The organism is Spongiactinospora sp. TRM90649, from assembly GCF_029382225.1.
Classification (GTDB): Bacteria; Actinomycetota; Actinomycetes; order Streptosporangiales; family Streptosporangiaceae; genus Spongiactinospora.
In genome coordinates, this window is the sequence record NZ_JARLTC010000018.1 from 1 (window position 1) to 18677 (window position 18677).

Sequence of the window (18677 nt, forward strand, 5' to 3'; positions counted from 1 at the left end):
GTCTCCCGCATCCCACAAAGCATGGAACTATGGTGGCCCACCACCGACGGCGCCGTAGAAGCCGCCTACTGGTACGAGGAACTGCCGCCGCCCATCAACGTCGCGATCCGGTACCGGGGTCTGGTCTGTTTCGGCGAGACCGACTGGGATCAAGGCTCCAGCGAGGACGAACCGTATGTCATCATGACGACCGTATCGGCCACGGGCGCGACCAACACAGTCCGGAGCCGGATCTACGAGGACGTGGACGCCGGAGAATCTTGCCCAGACGAGGTGGAGATCTATCGAGGTCCGGCCCATGGCGTTAACCTCGGCGTCGTCTTGATGGAGCACGACGAAGGCGACCCCAACAAGTACCGCGACGTCGTCGAAAGTGGCGTACGAACAGCAGCCGGCGGCATCGCCGCAGGCGTCACCGCGGTCGGCGGGCCGCTGGCCGGAGCAGCCGTCACCGCGGTACTTCAGAAGTTCGCGCCGGACATCGCCAAGGCGGTCAACGACCTGCTCGACTTCGGCGACGACAAGATCGACGCCGACACGTTGGTCCTGGATACGGGGCGGCTGACAGATACGGCCAAGGCCGGTTGGCTGGACAGCCACGGCGTTTCCTACAAGATCGAGACCAAGCTCCTCAGCGGCGAAGGCGCCTCGTACAAGGCGCATTTCGACGTGGTCCAGGTCTGACCAGGCGCACGTGGCCTGCGGCCACCGCCAAGCCGCCGCGGAGTGCGACGGTCAGGCGGTGTTCGCCGAGAAGTCCCGGCGACAAGTCCAGGCCCGCAGCGCGGGCGCATGCGGGCCTGGACCGGCCGAGCGGTCAAGCAGGAGTTCGAACGCTGTGATCGGTCGCGGCTACACGCTCACTGCGACGAACGACCTCGACTGCTTCGGCGAAGTGACGGCCGACAAGCTCAGCGACCGCGGCTAGGACCCCGCCCTCTGCCGTCTCTCCGCCACGAAGGCACCACAGCCCAGCCGGAAAGTACGGCCTGACGTATGAAAGGAGGCCCAGGTGAGCAGGAATATCACCATGTGCCGACTGGAACTCGATCCCGCGGCGGACACCGAGCGTTTCGAGCACGCGGTGCTCGAAGAGGTGTTTCCAGTGGCGGGTGACCGTCCGAGGCACGCCGACTGGTTGTTCGCCCGCAGCCTGTACCGCACCTGGCCCAGGACGGGTGCGCCAGCCTACCTCTGCGCGGTCGACTCAATCATTTCGACAGGGGTCGAATTCCATGGCATGCGCGGCCCGCTGACCGCCCTGGGTGCCAGATTCGCCCGGCCCCCCCGCTCTTGGCCGCCTTACGTGAGCGTGCCCGACGACAAGACGGCGTCGGAGGAAGAACGCGGCGGGCACCATACCGGTCTGCTCACCGTACTGCTGCGGCTGCCATACGAGCGAGACCAGGAGGAGTTCGAGCGGGCCCTGACGGAGGCCATGACCGCCGCGGTCGAAACGGGAGCGACGCGGGTGAACACCATCAAGTCGGCTCGCTGGCTCCGCGACGACGACTCCTCGCTCGGGGCGGTCGAGTACCTCTGCAAAGCGACCGGCTTCATCATGGATGGCTTCTCGCCTGGTACGAGAGAGCCGCTGGAAAAGGCGGGTGGGGAGATCGTCGGCTCGGAGACCCACGAACGTATTGGGTGGCTGGACGGCGGCACCTTTCCACCGTGACCTTCGGGTACCCGTCTCCATTCGCAACCGCACGCGGATCAAAGGGAGTCCATATGGGGTTCGAACGAGCAGATCTTACGAGGGCCTCCTTCGATGGGGTCATCGGGGCGCGGCTTCTCGCCAATCGGCGCAATTGGCTCCTCGCCGTCCCCACAGCGAATCCGGCGATTGTGACGATGTTCGATCACACTATCGATCCACGACCCGGTGGACCGTACCTGCCCTGGTCGGGGGAGTTCGTCGGCAAGTACCTCATCTCTGCGGTTCAGGATCTACGCATGTCACGCGACCGGCAACTCGACCATACTGTCGAAGACGTCGTGCATGGCTTGATCGGACACCAGGGTGCCGACGGCTATCTGGGGCCGTTCGACGGAGATGCCCGGCTCTTCGGCGACAACTGGGATGTCTGGGGGCACTACCACTGTGTCCTCGGACTCTACGAGACATTCCGCTACAACCGCGACGCCCGTGCTCTCGAGGCGTGCCGAAAGGCCGCTGACCACCTGTCCTCAAGGCTCGGCGACCCCGGAGCGATCGCGAGAGTGCGCCATCCGACGATGAATCTCGCGTTCGCCCACGTCGCTGCGCTTTTGCACCAGGAGACCCGCGAGGCGCGCTATCTCGACCTCCTACGCCTGTTCGAGCAGGCATGGACGAGCGTGCCGGACGGGGGCGACTACGTGAGGAAGTTCCAGACACCGGGCAGCCTGTTCGCCGCGTTGGGGGCGGGGGCCCGCTGGGAGCGACTGCACAGCCTGCAAGCAGTGGGCGAGCTATATCGGATCACCGGTGAGGAGCGGTACCGCAGGGCCTTCATCAACGCCTGGGAGGGCATCCGTACGTTCGACCGGCACAGCACCGGTGGTTTCTCCGCGATAGAGCGGGCGACGGGAAACCCCTTCGATCCCCGTCCGATCGAGACGTGCGCCACCGTGGCCTGGATGGCGTTGACCGTCGACATGCTCCGTCTGACCGGCTCCTGCGATGCGGCCGACGAGTTGGAATTGTCGACCTGGAACGCGGCCCTGGGCGCGCAGAGCCCCGATGGGCGGTGGTGGACCTACAACACCCCGATGGGAGGCATCGATACCTCGGGCATGCCCGTGATGGCCTTGCCTCCTCCGCTCCGCAGGGCACCCGCGTTCGAGGGAGCACGCAGGCCTACCCCCTACGACCTGGGCTTCCAGGATCGGCCAGGTGCCTCGTTCCTGAGCTGCTGCTCCGCCAACGGTCCCCGAGGGCTGGGCATGCTCTCCGAGTGGGCCGTGATGGCTTCCCCGGACGGCATCGTGGTGAACTTCTACGGTCCGTCGCGCTTCTGGCTCACGACGCCGGCGGGGAACGAGATCACCATCGAGCAGCGCACCAGCTATCCCGTAGACGGCAGAGTCGAGCTGATCGTGACACTGTCCCGAGACGAAGCCTTCGCCATACGGCTGCGGGTCCCGTCCTGGTCGACCAGGACCACGATCTCCGTCAACGGAGCCTCCCGCGGCGAGATCGCCGCAGGCCGCCACCACACCATCGAGCGGACCTGGCACTCGGGTGACACGATCTCGTTGACGTTGGACCTGCACACCAGAGCCTTGATCGGCGCGGCCCCACCGCCCGGTTGCGACCCGGGCAGCGGCAACGGAGCCCGAGGGCGTGTCGCGCTGTATCGAGGACCGATCCTGCTCGCCTACGACGAACGCCACGACCGCTTCGACATCCACACACTCCCGCCGATGACCGCCTCGGCACAGATCACCCTCGACCAGTCCGTCCCTGCCCCACAGGACAGACGTGTAGTGCGCGTGCACGCCCGGACCGATGTCGGTGAGGTAAGCCTGGGCGACTTCGCGAGCGCCGGCATGCCGGTCACTCCTGCCGTAGGGGCAAGCGACGTCGAAGGCAAGGTGTTCCAGTTCAGCCGAGGTGACGGTTCGGTCATCGCCCAGCGGATCCGGCTGCTCGCCGACGGCACCATTCAGGGACACGCGCACCCGAACGAAGCGCGCTGGGGCCGAGAGGACGGCACACTGGCATTCTTCGCCGCTGATGGGCGAACCTCGACCCACTTCGCGTGGGACGCCCGGGAGAACGGGCGCATCGTGCTGCGGGGCGGCTTCAGGTTCGACGAGCGCATCGTCCACGAACTGCGCGAAGTCGATCTGAGCGTGGAAGGGAAGTGGTTTCAGTTGGCCCGAGCGAACGGGTCGATTGTCACCAGCCTCCTCCGGCTGCGTGCAGGAGGCACCCTTGAGGGGCATTCACACCCTAACGAGAGCTCGTGGGCACAAGAGGGCGGCACGCTCGTCTTCCGTGACGGGGACGGCCGGGTGACGACTCGTTTCACCGACACCCGTTCACAGTTCGGTCGAGTCGACCACTCGGGAGCGTTCCTGCCCGACCCCGGAATCACGCATCTGCTACGGCAACTCGACCGTGAAGTCACCGGCAAAGTGTGGCAGTTCCGTCGGCCGAACTCCTTCCCGATCAGCGTCCTGCTGCATCCCGACGGCAGCATCGAATCCGACCACCCGAACGAGACCTTCTGGGCTACGGAAGGGGACCAGCTCGTGTTCTTCGATCCGGCTCGCATGCCTACGACCAGATTCGCCCTGGGGAAGGATCCGGATGGGCGCATGACCTGGACCGGCAAGTTCCTGCCGAACCCGGACATCACTCATCAGCTGGTGGAGTGGAACATCGATCTGACCTGGGGCAATAGCAGCCGATACATCTCCTGGCTGCCAAGCGGGGCATGAGCAGGAAGATCGAGAGGCCGTATGTCCTCACGATCGTCGCCATGCCGGCGTCTGTCGCAGGGCTCAACATCGGATGCCGCCCCCAGATCGCCCAAGCCGGGCGACGAACAGTGGCGAAGGTCCCGGAGCGGAGAGGACTTTCCGCAGGGGCTTCGGCCCCATCTGCCGGGCTGTTCGGCCCTGCACTCCCGCGACGTCCGTGCGTAGCGTCCCAGGTAGAGACTGAAGGAAGGATGGGACGCCATGAAGACGACCGTTCGCGACGTGATGACCGGCGAGGTCGCCACGGTGACCCGCGACACCTCGTTCCACGACGCCGTGGCCAAGCTCGTCGAGACGGGCGTCAGCGGCCTGCCGGTGGTCGACGCCGACGGCCGGGTGTCCGGCGTGATCTCCGAGACCGACCTGCTGTGCAAGGAGGAGTACCGGGAGCGCTACTTCGGTGAGTACTACAGCCCGCCGATTCGTGCCCGGCTGCGCCACCGGCTGGGCAGCCAGCGCGACTCCGCGGGCAAGGCGGAGGCCGAGACGGTCAACGACCTGATGACCGCTCCGGCGATCGTCACCACCCCGGACTCCCCGGTCGTGCTCGCCGCCCGCCTGATGGACCGGCACGGCGTCAAACGGCTGCCGGTCGTGGACGCCGACGGCCTGCTGGTCGGAATCGTCACCCGCCACGACCTGATCAAGGTGTTCCTCCAGGACGACTCCGAGATCACCCTCCTGCTCGCCCAGGAGGCCACGCTCACCCAGGTCATGGACCGGAAGGTCACTGTGACCGATGGCGTCGTCACCATCGAGGGGCGGACGGAAGTGCGCAGCCAGGCCAACGCCGCGGTCCGCGCGGCCGAGCGCCTGGACGGGGTGGTCGCGGTCCACTCCAGGGTGACCTGGTCGCAGGACGACACCTTTCCGGTCACCGCCTGGGGCGGCGCCTGACCCCCTGGCCCAGCGCTCACAGACAGGGAGGCCGCCATGGAGCGCGCCGTGCTCGATTCGCTGGACCCGCTGATCGCCGGCCTGATGGAGCGCGGATACACCGTGGCCGGGCCGGTGGTCCGTGACGGAGTGATCCGCTTCGCGCCGATCTCCTCCGCGGAGGATCTGCCGCATGGCTGGGCCGACGCGCAGGAGCCCGGGCGGTACCGGGCGCACGGCGCCGGAAACGACCTGATGTTCGGCTACGCGGCGAGCCCCGACTCGGCCAAGTCATATACCCATCCCCCGCGCGCCACGTTGCTGCGGATGCGCGGGGAGAGCGTCGAGGAGGTCGAACCCGACGCGCGGCCCGTGGCCCTGCTCGGGATACGGCCGTGCGACCTGGCGGCGCTCGCCGTACAGGACCGGGTCTTCACCCACTCGGCCTACCGGGCGAGGCGCGAGGCGCTGTTCCTGGTCGCCGTGAACTGCGCCGTGCCGGGCGGCACCTGCTTCTGCGCCTCCATGGGCACCGGGCCGAAGGCCACCGGCGGGTTCGACCTGGCGCTGACCGAGCTGACCGGGCCGCACCGCTTCCTCGCCCAGGCGGGCGGCCCGCGCGGTGAGGAACTGCTGTCGTCGCTCCCGCACCGCCCGGCGACCGCCGGCGACCAGGACGCCGCTGACGATATCTCGCGCGTGGCCGCGGAGCACATGGGCCGCCGCGTCGAACTGGACGGCCTGCGTGAGCGCCTGGTGGAACAGCGCGAGTCGCCGATCTGGAACGAGATCGGATCTCGCTGCCTGACCTGCGCCAACTGCACAATGGTCTGCCCGACCTGCTTTTGCACCACGGTCGAGGACACCGTGAACCTCACCGACGGCACGGCCGAGCGCAGCGAACGCTGGGACTCCTGCTTCGCGCTGGAGTTCACCGAGCTGGGCGGTACGCCGGTGCGCGGTTCGGCCGGAAGCCGGTACCGGCAGTGGCTCACCCACAAGTTCTCCTCCTGGGTCGAACAGTTCGGCGGCTTCGGGTGTGTGGGCTGCGGCCGGTGCGTCACCTGGTGCCCGGCGGGAATCGACATCACCGAAGAGCTGGAGCGGCTGCGATGACCGCCATGACGATGCCTCCCCCCGGGCCTCAACCGGCACCTGCCACGATGCTCCCCGTTCCCTATCGGGTGCGTTCGCGCCGCCCGGAGCGGGCCGGCTCGGTGACGCTCATCCTGGAGCCTGCCGAAGGGCGGTGCCCGCCGTTCCTTCCCGGTCAGTTCACGATGATCTACGTGCCGGGCGTCGGTGAGATCCCGATCTCGATCAGCGGGCGCGCCCGCCACGGAGGATATGTGCAGACCATCCGCGCGGTGGGGGCGGTCAGCCGGGCTTTGTGCCGAGTCAGGCCGGGCGACGTGGTGGGCGTGCGCGGGCCGTACGGCACACACTGGGACCTGTCCCGCGCGCACGGCCTCGACGTCGTCGTGGCCGCGGGCGGCCTGGGCCTGGCCCCCCTGCGACCGGTGATCCGCGAGCTGGCCGCGCACGCCGCACGCTACGGCCGGATCAGCCTGATCGTCGGCGCCCGCACCCCGGACACCTTGATCTACCCGCGCGAGCTGGACCGCTGGGCCGCACGGGTCGATGTCCGGGTCACCGTGGACCATCCCGACCGGCTCTGGAACGGACACGTCGGCCTGATCACCGGTCTGATCGACCGGATCGAGTTCGACCCGGCCCGCACGTACGCGTTCGTCTGCGGCCCCGAGATCATGATGCGCGCGACCGCCGCCGAGCTGGTACAGCGCGGAGTCTCATCCGCCCGCGTGGCGCTGTCGCTGGAGCGGAACATGAAGTGCGGCATCGGCCGCTGCGGGCACTGCCAGCTCGGCCCGCTGTTCACCTGCCTGGACGGACCGGTCCTGACCTTCGACCGGGCGGCGCCCCTGCTGGAGGTGAAGGAACTGTGAAACGACGGCCCAAGATAGCGGTGTGGAAGTTCGCCTCCTGCGATGGCTGCCAGCTCACCCTGCTGGATTGTGAGGACGAGCTGCTGTCCGTCGCCGCCCGCGTGGACATCGCCTACTTCCTGGAAGCCTCCAGCGCACGCGGGCGCGGGCCCTATGACCTGTCCCTCGTGGAGGGTTCGATCACCACGCCGGACGATGTCGAACGGATCCGGCACGTCCGCCGCGTGTCCAAGCACCTGGTGGCGATCGGCGCCTGCGCCGCGGCCGGAGGCATCCAGGCCCTGCGCGACCTGGCCGACGTACGCGAGTTCGCCTCGGTCGTCTACGCCCGCCCCGACTACATCTCCACGTTGGAGCGCTCGACGCCGATCTCCGCGCACGTACCGGTGGACTTCGAACTGCGCGGCTGCCCGATCGACAAGAACCAATTACTGGAGGTGATCGGCTCCTTCATTGCCGGGCGACGCCCGGCGATCCCTGCCCACAGCGTATGTGTGGACTGCAAGGCCCGCGGCAACACCTGCGTCCTGGTCGCGCACGGCACACCGTGCCTGGGCCCGATCACGCAGGCCGGCTGCGGCGCGCTGTGCCCGCTGTGGAACCGCGGCTGCTTCGGCTGCTTCGGGCCGAAGGAGACGCCCAACCCGGCAGCGCTCACCCCGTGCCCTGAGCAGAAGATCCTCCGCCTCTTCGGGAGCCACCGTGACGCATAAGACCATCAGAGTGGGCGGCCTGACCCGCGTCGAAGGCGAAGGCGCGCTGCTGGTTCGTACCCGCTCAGGAAGGATCACCGACCTGCGGCTCAACATCTACGAGCCGCCGCGCTTCTTCGAGGCGCTGCTGCGCGGCCGGGACTTCACCGAGCCGCCGGACATCACCGCGCGGGTCTGCGGCATCTGCCCCGTGGCGTACCAGATGAGCGCCTGCCAGGCGTTGGAGGCGGCCTGCGGCGTGACCGTGGACGGGCCGCTGCGCGACCTGCGGCTGCTGCTCTACTACGGCGAGTGGATCGAGTCCCACGCCCTGCACGTCTACCTGCTGCACGCCCCCGACTTCCTCGGATACCCCAGCGGTGTCGCCATGGCCGCCGACCATCGCGCCGTCGTCGAGCGCGGCCTCGCGCTGAAGAAGGCCGGCAACGAACTGGTCGCCGCGATCGGCGGGCGGGCCATCCACCCGGTCAACGTACGGCTGGGCGGCTTTCATCGGGTGCCCACCCGCGCCGAACTGCGCCCGGTCGCCGAACGCCTGGAAGATGCCCTCGACGCCGCCGTGGCCACCGTGGAGTGGGTGGCCGGTTTCGACTTCCCCGACGTCGAGCACGACTACCGGTTCTTCGCGTTGCGCCATCCGGCCGAGTACGCGATTCTGTCCGGCGACCCGGCGAGCAGCGACGGCATCGCCTTCGGCGTCGCCGACTGGCCGCTGCACGTGGTCGAGGAGCAGGTGCCGTACTCCACCGCGCTGCACGCGCGCCTGGACGGCGAGGGCGGATACCTGACCGGGCCGATGGCCCGCTACGCGCTCAATTCGGCCCGGCTCTCGCCGCTCGCTCGTACCGCCGCCGCGGACGCGGGACTCGAAACGCCGTGCCGCAACCCGTTCCGCAGCATCGTGGTGCGGGCCGTGGAGATCGTCCACGCCTGTGAGGAGTCTCTGCGCATCCTGCGGAACTACACAGAACCGGACAGCCCTCGCGTTGCGGTGGAGCCTCGCGCCTCGGTCGGCCATGGGGCGTCGGAGGCTCCGCGCGGCACGCTCTATCACCGCTACCGGATCGACGGCGACGGCCTTATCGCCGAGACGGACATCGTCCCGCCCACCGCGCAGAACCAGGCCCGCATCGAGGCGGACCTGCGCGCTCTCATCGAGCCGCGGCTGAACATGCCCACCCGTGAGCTGACCGCTTTGTGCGAACGCGCCGTCCGCAACCACGACCCCTGCATCTCCTGCTCGGCCCACTTCCTGGACCTGGACATCCACCATGACTAGTCACGTGCTGATCGGCGTCGGCAACGAGTACCGGGGCGACGACGGGGCCGGGCTCGCGGTGGCGCGGCTGCTCGGCGGTGTCCAGAACGGCGGCGACCCGGCCGAGCTGATCGAGGTGTGGACCGGGATCGAACTGGCGATCGTGGTGGACGCCGCCCGTTCAGGGGCGGCACCCGGTACCGTGCTCCGTCATACCGGGCTGGAAGGCCTGCCCGCGACCACGGCCAGCACCCACAGCCTGAGCCTGCGCGACGCCGCTGACCTCGGCCGCGCCCTCGGGCGGCTGCCCGGCCGGCTGGTCCTCTACACCATCGAGGGCGCGGACTTCGGCTTCGGCAGCACGCTCAGCCCCGCCGTCGCCACCGCGGTCGTGACTCTGGCGACGGCACTGCACCCGTGGACATCCGGACGCACATCGCAACCGCCGGCCATCGGAGACGATCCGGCGACGCACACGGAGGTGAGCACGTCATGACGACACCGCAAGGCGGACGCGTGATCATGGCTTCCGGCCCGCTCGACGCGGAGATCGCCGTGCTGAGACGCCGGATCGCCGTGCTCGAGGAGCAGGTCCGCGCGCTCATCGAAGCCGATCGGGTGCTCCGTCAGCGCCCCGGAACCGTGGAGGCGGACAACGCGGCGACCCCCGTTGCCTGAGCGTCCCGAGAACCTGGATCCGGCGGGGCCTGACGTCCCTGGCCGCGCTCTCTGCCCGGCCATGGCGTCGGAGGCGACAAAGCGGGAAGACTACAGGAAGGGACGCGACATGCCTGCCATCGATCTGAGCGTGTTCACCGCCGTGGTCTTCGATACCGACGGCGTGGTCACCGACACCGCACGCGTGCACGCCGCGGCGTGGAAGCGCGTGTTCGACGACTTCTTGGACGGGCTGCCGCCGTCCGAGCGGACCCGGCCGTTCGACGAGCATGAGGACTACCTGCGCTATGTGGACGGGCGGCCCCGCATGGACGGGGTCCGGATCTTCCTGGCCTCGCGCGGTATCGTCCTTCCCGAAGGCGGCCCAGGCGACGAACCGGGAGCGTTTACGGTCCACACCCTGGGAACGGTCAAGGACCGCCTTTTCGCCGAGCGGCTGGAGACGCACGGCGTCGCGACCTTCCCGTCCACGGCAGCGCTGCTGGCGGAGTTACGCCACAGCGGTGGCCGTACCGCGGCGGTGTCGGCGAGCCGGCACTGCCGTGCGGTGATCGCCTCGGCGGGCTGGACCCACCTGTTCGACGTGATCGTGGACGGCAATGACGCCGCACGGCTCGGTCTCGCGGGCAAGCCCGACCCTGCGCTGTTCCGCGAGGCCGCTGCCCTGCTGGACGTGCCACCTCCTCGCTGCGCCCTGGTCGAGGATGCGCTGCCGGGTATCGAAGCGGGCAGGCGTGGCGGGTTCGGCTTGGTCGTGGGGGTCGACAGAGTGGGCCAGGCCGAGGCTCTGGCGGCAGCGGGCGCGGACGTGGTGGTCACCGATCTGGCGGAACTGCGCGTCCAAGGCGTGGCAGGCGCCCGATGAACTCGCCAGACCCATGGACACTCGTCTACGACGGGTTCGAAGCCGCGTCGGAAGGATCGCGCGAAGCGCTGTGCACGCTGGGCAACGGCGTGTTCGCCACCCGCGGGGCGACGCCCGAGGAAACCGGCGCACGTACGCCGGGAACGTACGCGGCGGGCTGTTACGACCGGCTGACCTCGATGGTCGCCGGGCGGGCGGTCACCAACGAGGACATCGTCAATCTGCCCGACTGGCTGCCGCTGACGTTCGCCACCCCCGGCGCGCCGTGGTTCCGTCCTCAAGATGTGGAACTGCTGGAGTACCGCCAGGAGCTGGACATGCGGCACGGCGTACTGCACCGCTTCCTGCGCTACCGCGACACGGCCGGCCGTACCACCTCGGTACGGCAGCGCCGCCTGGTGTCCATGGCCGATCCGCACCTGGCTGCGCTTTCGACCACGTTCACCGCCGAGGATTGGGCCGGGACGCTGCGGGTGCGCTCCGCGCTGGAGGGCCGGGTCGCCAACCGCGGTGTGGAGCGGTACCGCGCCCTGCGCGGCGACCACCTCATCGGCCACGCCGCGGATGGTACGCCCGGCACCACCTGGCTGAGCGCCCGGACACGCCAGTCAGGCATCCTGATCACCATCGCCGCCCGGCTGTACATCGATCAGGACACCGTGGGCCGGGTCGAGTCCGGCGATGGCTGGATCGCCGAAGAACATGACCTTGACCTGCGGACCGGCATGCCGGTGACCGTCACCAAGACGGTCGCGCTTACCACCTCACGCGATCCCCGTCCCACCTGCCCCCGAGAGCTACTGAGCGACGCCCCCGGCTTCTGTGAGCTGCAGGACCGGCACCGCGCCGCCTGGAACGGACTATGGGAACGCGCTCGCCTGGACGTGGACGGGCCGCAGGTGTCGCAGATCGTTCACCTGCATGTCTTCCACCTTCTGCAGACCCTCTCCCCGCACACCGCCGGCCTGGATGTGGGCGTCCCGGCGAGGGGGCTCCATGGCGAGGCATATCGGGGGCACGTCTTCTGGGACGAGCTTTTCGTGCTGCCCTGGCTGGACCTGCGGTTCCCCGAGATCTCCCAGGCCGTGATCCGCTACCGGTGGCGACGGCTCCCGCAGGCCAGAGCCGCCGCACGCGAGGCCGGGTACGCCGGGGCGATGTTCCCCTGGCAGAGCGGCAGCGACGGCCGCGAGGAGAGTCAAACCCTCCACCTCAATCCCGCCTCCGGACACTGGCTGCCCGACCACTCGTCTCTGCAGCGGCACGTCGGCCTGGCGATCACCCACAACGTCTGGCACCACTACACGGCCACCGGGGACACGGCGTTCCTGGCCGAGTGCGGCGCTGAGCTGCTCGTGGAGATCGCCCGATGCTTCGCGTCGCTGGCCGTTCTCGACCCCGCGTCGGGCCGGTACGAGATTCACGGGGTGATGGGTCCTGATGAGTATCACGACGCCTATCCCGGTGCGCCGGCTCCCGGCCTGTCGAACAACGCCTACACCAACGTCATGACGGCGTGGCTGATGCCCCGGGCGTGCGAGGCGGTGCGGGTAACGGCCTGGCCGGGGGTGAGCGAAGCGGAGCTGGCGCGCTGGGACGACATCTCGCGGCGTATCAGGGTCGACTTCCACCAGGGGGTGATCAGCCAGTTCTCCGGCTACGCCGACCTGGAGGAGCTGGACTGGCGGCGTTATGCCGGGATTCGCCGCCTGGATCGGGCGCTGGAGGCCGACGGTGATGACCCCAACCGCTACAAGGCGTCCAAGCAGGCCGACGTGCTGATGCTGTGCTACCTGCTCAGCGCCGAGGAGCTGACCGCCGTGCTGACCCGGCTGGGGTACCCGCCGAAGGCGGACCTCATCCCCCGCACCGTCGCCTACTACCTGGAGCGCACCTGCCACGGCTCAACGCTCAGCGCAGTGGTGCACGCGTGGGTCCTGGCACGCACCGACCGTGCCGCCTCCTGGCTGTTCTTCGCCGAGGCGCTCACCGCCGACGTGGAGGACGTGCAGGACGGTACGACGCGCGAAGGCATCCATCTCGGTGCGATGGCGGGCACGCTGGACCTCGTCCAGCGCTGCTTCCTCGGCCTGCGGGTCACGCATGAAGGCATCCTTCTGGACCCTCTGGTGCCAGAACGGCTCGGACAGATCTCGTTCCCCGTCCGGGTCAGAGGGGCGGCCCTGTCCATCGACGCCGATCCGGACAGGGTGACCGTCACCCGCAACCACGACGGACCCGATCTGATCGAGGTCACCCTCCGTACCGAGCGCATCCGCCTCATGCGCGGTGCATCCCACACCTTCGACACCGAACAGGAGAAGAGCTGATGAGAGCCACCCCCGCCTCCGGCGACCTCGGCCGCCGCACCCGCCCATCTACCAGTTCCGTTCAGCAGATGCGCGGAAGTTGCTCACCGACGAGCATGTCGACGATCCGAGCCGAGCCGAGCGGCGTCTTCATGAGAACGCGTCCGGGGTGCTCGGCGGTGACCGTGCCGATCCGGCGGGCCTGCTGTCCCTCCGGGAGGGTACGCATGGCGGCCAGCACGTCGCCGGCGACGTCAGGAGCGGCGAAGGCGACCAGGCAGCCTTCGTTGGCCACGTGCAACGGGTCCAGGCCCAGCATCTCGCAGGCGGCGGCGACCGGCCCCGGCACCGGGATCGCGATCTCGTCGATCTCCACTCCCACCTGAGCGGCAGCGGCGAGTTCGTTGAGGGCACCGGCCAGACCACCACGGGTCGGGTCGCGCAGCACGTGCACGCCGGAGCCACCCGCGAGAATCATGGCGGCCACCAGGCGGTGCAGTGACCTGCTGTCGGTGGCGATCTCCGTCTCGAAACCCAGGCCCTCACGCGTGCTCAGGATCGTGATTCCGTGCAGGCCGATGGGGCCGGACAGCAGCACGGCGTCGCCGGGCTCGCCGTTCGCGCCGCAACAGTCGGCCTGTGGCAGGCGCAGGCCGAACCCGGTCGTGGTGATGTAGAGCCCGTCCGCCGCGCCACGGCCGACCACCTTTGTGTCGCCCGTGACCACACGCACGCCGGCCTCAGCCGCCGCTTTGGCGACGGAGGCGGTCAATCGCCGCAGTTCGTCGATCGGCAGGCCCTCCTCGATGATGTAGGCCAGGCTCAGCGCCACCGGACGCGCGCCCATCATTGCGACGTCGTTGACCGTGCCGTGCACGGCCAGCGAGCCGATGTCGCCGCCGGGGAAGAAGCGCGGGGTCACCACGAACGAGTCCGTACTGACCACCACCTCCTCGCGGCCCATGGCGACCACCGCGGCGTCGTCGTCGGTCGCCGTGCCGAGGATGGGCCCGAGGTCGGCCAGCAGTTCCGCCATCAGCCGGCCGCCGGAACCGTGTCCCAGCAGTACATGGGTGGTCTCGGTGAGCGGGGCCGGACAGGTCGCGGCCAGCGGATCGACGACGGAGGTCATGACTGTCTCCCTGCGTTGTGGAAGGCCGCACAGGTGCCCTCGGCCGATACCATCGGAGCCCCGAGCGGATGACGTGGAGTGCAGAGCGTGCCGTAGGCGGCACAGTCGGTGGGCAGCCGCGTGCCGCAGAGGATCTCTCCCGCGATGCAGGCGGGAGGTTCGATCGCGGTCACGTTTTCGACCTGGAACCGCAAGGCGGCGTCGAAGAAGGTGTACTCGGGGGCGAGCACCAGCCCACTGCCCGGAATCGGGCCGATACCCCGCCAGGTGCGATCACCGACGCGGAAGGCCCGGCGAAGCGCCTGCTGCGCCGCGCTGTTGCCGGTTCGGCGGACGGCGCGGGCGTACTGGTTCTCCACCTCGAAACGGCCGTCCTCAAGCTGGCGGATCGCCATCAGGATGCCTTCCAGCAGGTCCAACGGCTCGAATCCGGTCACCACGATCGGCACCCGGTACTTGGCCGCCAGCGGCTCGTACTCGGTCCAGCCCATGATCGCGCAGACGTGCCCGGCGGCCAGGAACGCCTGTACCTCGTTGCGCTCGGACGAAAGGACGGCGGTCATCGCGGGTGGGACCAGGACGTGGCTGACCAGCATGCTGAAGTTGGCCAGGCCCAGTTCGGCGGCGTGCACCACGGCCATCGCGTTGGCGGGCGCCGTCGTCTCAAAGCCCACCGCGAAGAACACCACCTGCCGGTCGGGGTATCGCCGGGCCAGGCGCACGGCGTCCAGGGGCGAGTAGACGACCCGCACGTCCGCGCCACGCGCCTTGAGCGCGAGCAGGTCGGTGTCCGAGCCCGGCACGCGCAGCATGTCGCCGAAGGACGTGAAGATGACTTCGGGGCGGGCGGCGATGGCCAGCGCCTGGTCGATCGTCTCCAGCGGGGTCACGCAGACCGGGCAGCCAGGGCCGTGGATCATTCGTACGCCGTCCGGGAGCAACTCGTCGATGCCCTGCCGGACGATGGTGTGCGTCTGGCCGCCGCACACCTCCATGATCGTCCATGACCGGGAGGTGAGCGCGTGGATCTCCTTCAGCAGGGCCCTGGCCAGCGAAGGATCACGGTACTCATCCAGATATCTCATCAAGTCCTCCCGGTATGGCCTGAATCACGGCGAGCGTGCGCGCGGCCTCCCGTTCGTCCACCACGGAGATGGCGAACCCGACATGGACGATCACATAGTCACCCAGGCCCGCGTCAGGGGCGTAGGCCAGGCAGATCTCCCTGCGCACTCCGCCGAAGTCGGCCACGCCCATCGGCGGCGTGCCGCCGAGCAGTTCGACGAGCTTGCCTGGAATGCCGAGACACATGACGATCACCCTCTCGCCGTCAACAGCGCCGCGCCGATCGCCGCCTGCCCGTAACTGATGCCGCCGTCGTTCACCGGCACGCGTTCACCGATACGGGCGTCGAAACCGGCGGCTTCGAGCCGCGCGAGAGCACCGGTGGCCAGCAACCGGTTCTGGAACACCCCTCCGGACAGGCACACGGTGCTCACCCCGGTCTCTGTGGCGGCGCGCTCGCACAGCAGCACGGTGACGGCGACTATCGTCGCGTGGAACGCGGCGGCGATCCGGCCGGGCGGTTCTCCGTCGGCGCGGGCGGCCAGCAGGTCCCGCAAGGTCGCCATGCCGTCGTAGACCCACAGGCCGTCACGCTGATCGATGCGCCAGGCCAGCGGGGCGGTGCCGATGTGCGCGGCGGCGTTCGCCTCCAGCAGCATCGCGGCCTCACCCTCGAAGGTGTTCTCGCCGCACAGGCCGAGCAGCGCGGCGGCGGCGTCGAACAGCCGTCCCGCGCTGGAGGCGAACGGGCTGTTCACCCCTCTGGCGATCATGCGCCGGATCAGACCGGCCTCCGCGTCGGGGAGGAGTCCGGCGGCGAGGGGGCCAGGCGTAGATGAGTTCGATCCCTCTCCGCCGTAGAGGTACCCGAGCGCCATGCGAGCGGGCCGCCGTACGGCCGCCGCCCCACCGGGCATCGGAGCATGGGAGAAACGCGCGAGCCGCCGGTAGCCGGTGTAGGTCGCCAGCAGCAGTTCGCCGCCCCAGAAGGTGCCGTCGTCCCCGAGCCCCAGACCGTCGTAGGCGACGCCGAGGAAGGGTTCGGTGAGACCGTGCTCGGCGGCCACGGCGGCGACGTGCGCGTGGTGGTGCTGGACCGCGAGGCGGCGTTCGGCCGGCCACCGTCGCGCGTACGCGCTGGACAGGTACCCGGGGTGGAGATCACAGATCACATGGGCGGGCCGGATGCCGTGAACATCGCTCAGCCGAGTGCGGGCCGTCTCGAAGGACTCCATGGTCGCGGCGTCCTCCAGGTCGCCGGTGTGCGGGCCGATCACGGCCCGGTCGCCGACGCCGAGCGCGAAGGTGTGCTTGAGCTGCGCCCCCATCGCGAGCACGGGGACGGGAGCGGGTACCGGCAGGCGCAGTGCGGTGGGAGCGTACCCGCGCGCCCGGCGGACGACGACGGCCCGTGAGCCCAGGGAGCGCACGACCGAGTCGTCGTAGCGGTTCAGGATGGGCCGGTCGTGGCTCAGGACGCCATCGGCGGCGAGCAGCCGCTTCGCCGTCTCGTCATCTATGATCATCGGCTCGCCGGCCAGGTTCGCGCTGGTCACCACCAAGGGACGATCGAGCGTCTCCAGCAGCAGGTGGTGCAACGGCGTGTACGGCAGGAAGAGGCCGATGTCGGCCATGCCGTCGCAGACTCCGGGCAGCGTGTGGTCGCGGCGGGGCGCCAGCAGGATCGGGGCCGCACGCGAGGTGAGCACGTCCTCGTCGGCGGGGCTCAGCTCGGCGAGCGCGCGAGCGGCCGTGAGCTGCGGCACCATGATCGCGAGCGGCTTGCCGTACCTGCCCTTCATCCGGCGGACTCGCCGTACGGCCATCTCGTCGGCGGCGTCGCAGACGAGCTGGTAGCCGCCGATCCCCTTGACGGCGATCACGCCACCACCGGCGATGATCGCAGCGGCGGCGCGCAGGGCGATGTCCCCCTCGCTCTCCTCGAGACGCAGCCGGGGGCCGCAGTCCGGGCACGCGATCGGTTCGGCGTGGAACCGCCGGTCAGCCGGGTCGGCGTACTCCGCGGCGCACGCGTCGCACATCGCGAACCGGCGCATGGTGGTGCGGATCCGGTCATAGGGCAGGGCACGCACGATGGTCGCGCGCGGCCCGCACGCGGAGCAGTTGGTGAAGGCGTACCGATAGCGGCGGTTCGTCGCGTCGAACAGCTCGCCCAGACAATCATCACAGGTGGCCAGGTCGGGCGGGATCTCGCGGGAACCGGTGGCGGACGGCACGCTGGCATTGACCACGAAGTCCTCGAAATCGGCCCCCGGGCGACGAGAGGTCACCTCCACCGCCTCCACGGCGGCGGGTTCCGGGACACGGGTGCCGAGCGCGTCCACGAAACGGGACAACACATCGGCCGCGCCACATGCGGTGATCAGCACGTGCCCGCCGGCGTTGCGGACCTCGCCGCGCATGCCCAGCCCCGTCGCCAGCCGGTGGACGAAGGGCCGGAAACCGACGCCCTGCACGACTCCTCGTACCTCGATCCGCCAGGTCTCGGCGTTCGCCGTGAGGATCTCCGTCATGACTCCACCTTTCCGCCGCGCCCCCCACGGGGTCAGTGCCGGAGGTCTGCGTGCGCGAGGACCAAGGTCCTTGTCAGGCCCATCGAGGGTCTGCACGCTGCGGTCAGCGCGTACGGCGGCGGCGCTCGCGCCGTTGCCCAGGTACGACACGATCAAATCGACCTGTTCCTGATCGTGGTCAAGAAGCACCGCCCGCGCCCGGCGCTCGCGGGTGGAGGCGTTGATCAGTGCGTACTTGGTGGAGGAGGAGCCGGTGTTCAGCACCAGGGCGGCGCCTTGCTCCGTCACTTCGCCGCTGCGACGCGGGCCGCGATCTCCGCACCCCAGCGGCGCGCCCGCTCCGGCTCCCCCTCGGCGAGCGGCCCGGCGGTCCCGGTCACGTAGAAGCTCACCGATGGCGTGGTGGTCATGAGGCCGAGCTTGCGAAGACGCCGGTGGGCGCCGTTGGCGGCCGAGCCGGGCAGGCCGGGCACGTGTACCCGGGTGTCGAACGCCGCTGCGGGCGTACCGGCGGGCACATGAACGGCGGCGAGCCATTCGCGCAGCCCGATGCCATGAGACACCAGCGGTAACCGCTCCTTGGCCGCCTGTTCAGCGGCCGATCTGCGGGTGGAGGCCCGGGTGAGGCCGAAGGCGTGGGTGGGGCCACCGACCACCAGCAGATCGACCGCCTCGTCGACCACGGCGGGCGCTGAGCCGACCTCCACGATCTCCACCTGTCCCGCCGTCGCCAGCCCTTGGGCGACGGCGCGGGCGATCCGCTGGGTGTTGCCGAACATCGATTCGTAGACGACCAGTGCGTACATG

General features: G+C 69.4%; 16 protein-coding genes and 1 pseudogene. 12 read left to right on the forward strand and 5 right to left on the reverse strand.

Features of this window, described 5'->3' with window-relative positions; all coding sequences use genetic code 11:
• The 12 genes and pseudogenes from P3X83_RS21695 to P3X83_RS21750 form a co-directional block, all read left to right on the forward strand.
• Positions 1 to 684, forward strand: a pseudogene (locus P3X83_RS21695) (hypothetical protein); the annotation flags it as partial.
• Between the two features lie 328 nt (positions 685 to 1012).
• Positions 1013 to 1678, forward strand: a complete 666-nt coding sequence (locus P3X83_RS21700; RefSeq protein WP_277306990.1) for a hypothetical protein — start codon at positions 1013 to 1015, stop codon at positions 1676 to 1678.
• A 53-nt stretch (positions 1679 to 1731) separates the two neighbouring features.
• Positions 1732 to 4431 (forward strand): beta-L-arabinofuranosidase domain-containing protein, encoded by a 2700-nt coding sequence (locus P3X83_RS21705; protein ID WP_277306991.1) that lies wholly within the window; start codon positions 1732 to 1734, stop codon positions 4429 to 4431.
• 243 nt (positions 4432 to 4674) lie between these two features.
• The gene (locus tag P3X83_RS21710) at positions 4675 to 5370 is read left to right on the forward strand and encodes a CBS domain-containing protein (RefSeq protein WP_277306992.1); all 696 of its coding nucleotides are present in this window, start codon (positions 4675 to 4677) and stop codon (positions 5368 to 5370) included.
• 36 nt (positions 5371 to 5406) lie between these two features.
• Positions 5407 to 6465 carry a 4Fe-4S dicluster domain-containing protein gene (locus P3X83_RS21715; RefSeq protein ID WP_277306993.1) on the forward strand — a complete coding sequence of 353 codons (1059 nt, stop codon included), beginning with the start codon at positions 5407 to 5409 and terminating at the stop codon, positions 6463 to 6465.
• A 47-nt stretch (positions 6466 to 6512) separates the two neighbouring features.
• On the forward strand, positions 6513 to 7316 hold the full coding sequence (locus tag P3X83_RS21720; RefSeq protein WP_277306994.1) for an FAD/NAD(P)-binding protein: 804 nt from the start codon (positions 6513 to 6515) through the stop codon (positions 7314 to 7316).
• Entirely contained in the window at positions 7313 to 8029 is a 717-nt protein-coding gene (locus tag P3X83_RS21725) for an oxidoreductase (protein WP_277306995.1), read from the forward strand. The genes P3X83_RS21720 and P3X83_RS21725 overlap by 4 nt, the downstream gene beginning before the upstream one ends.
• Positions 8019 to 9308: a nickel-dependent hydrogenase large subunit gene (locus P3X83_RS21730; RefSeq protein WP_277306996.1), complete on the forward strand. Its 1290-nt coding sequence runs from the start codon at positions 8019 to 8021 to the stop codon at positions 9306 to 9308. Before P3X83_RS21725 ends, P3X83_RS21730 begins: the two co-directional genes overlap by 11 nt.
• A complete protein-coding gene (locus P3X83_RS21735; protein WP_277306997.1) occupies positions 9301 to 9783 on the forward strand; it encodes a hydrogenase maturation protease in 483 nt (160 codons plus the stop codon). The genes P3X83_RS21730 and P3X83_RS21735 overlap by 8 nt, the downstream gene beginning before the upstream one ends.
• Entirely contained in the window at positions 9780 to 9965 is a 186-nt protein-coding gene (locus P3X83_RS21740) for a hypothetical protein (protein ID WP_277306998.1), read from the forward strand. The genes P3X83_RS21735 and P3X83_RS21740 overlap by 4 nt, the downstream gene beginning before the upstream one ends.
• A 109-nt stretch (positions 9966 to 10074) precedes the next feature.
• Positions 10075 to 10830: an HAD-IA family hydrolase gene (locus P3X83_RS21745; protein ID WP_277306999.1), complete on the forward strand. Its 756-nt coding sequence runs from the start codon at positions 10075 to 10077 to the stop codon at positions 10828 to 10830.
• Positions 10827 to 13160 carry a glycosyl hydrolase family 65 protein gene (locus P3X83_RS21750; RefSeq protein ID WP_277307000.1) on the forward strand — a complete coding sequence of 778 codons (2334 nt, stop codon included), beginning with the start codon at positions 10827 to 10829 and terminating at the stop codon, positions 13158 to 13160. The genes P3X83_RS21745 and P3X83_RS21750 overlap by 4 nt, the downstream gene beginning before the upstream one ends.
• A gap of 61 nt (positions 13161 to 13221) precedes the next feature.
• Here the strand turns inward: P3X83_RS21750 and hypE are convergent, their stop codons facing one another.
• From hypE to P3X83_RS21775, 5 genes are read right to left on the reverse strand one after another with little or no spacing between them, the layout of a single operon-like run.
• Positions 13222 to 14271 carry a hydrogenase expression/formation protein HypE gene (hypE, locus tag P3X83_RS21755; protein WP_277307001.1) on the reverse strand — a complete coding sequence of 350 codons (1050 nt, stop codon included), beginning with the start codon at positions 14269 to 14271 and terminating at the stop codon, positions 13222 to 13224.
• A complete protein-coding gene (hypD, locus tag P3X83_RS21760) occupies positions 14268 to 15356 on the reverse strand; it encodes a hydrogenase formation protein HypD (protein WP_277307002.1) in 1089 nt (362 codons plus the stop codon). Before hypD ends, hypE begins: the two co-directional genes overlap by 4 nt.
• Positions 15340 to 15582: a HypC/HybG/HupF family hydrogenase formation chaperone gene (locus P3X83_RS21765; RefSeq protein ID WP_277307020.1), complete on the reverse strand. Its 243-nt coding sequence runs from the start codon at positions 15580 to 15582 to the stop codon at positions 15340 to 15342. The genes hypD and P3X83_RS21765 overlap by 17 nt, the downstream gene beginning before the upstream one ends.
• Positions 15583 to 15587: 5 nt before the next feature.
• The gene (hypF, locus tag P3X83_RS21770; RefSeq protein WP_277307003.1) at positions 15588 to 18158 is read right to left on the reverse strand and encodes a carbamoyltransferase HypF; all 2571 of its coding nucleotides are present in this window, start codon (positions 18156 to 18158) and stop codon (positions 15588 to 15590) included.
• A complete protein-coding gene (locus P3X83_RS21775; RefSeq protein WP_277307004.1) occupies positions 18155 to 18676 on the reverse strand; it encodes a flavodoxin domain-containing protein in 522 nt (173 codons plus the stop codon). The genes hypF and P3X83_RS21775 overlap by 4 nt, the downstream gene beginning before the upstream one ends.
• Position 18677: the final 1 nt, after the last annotated feature.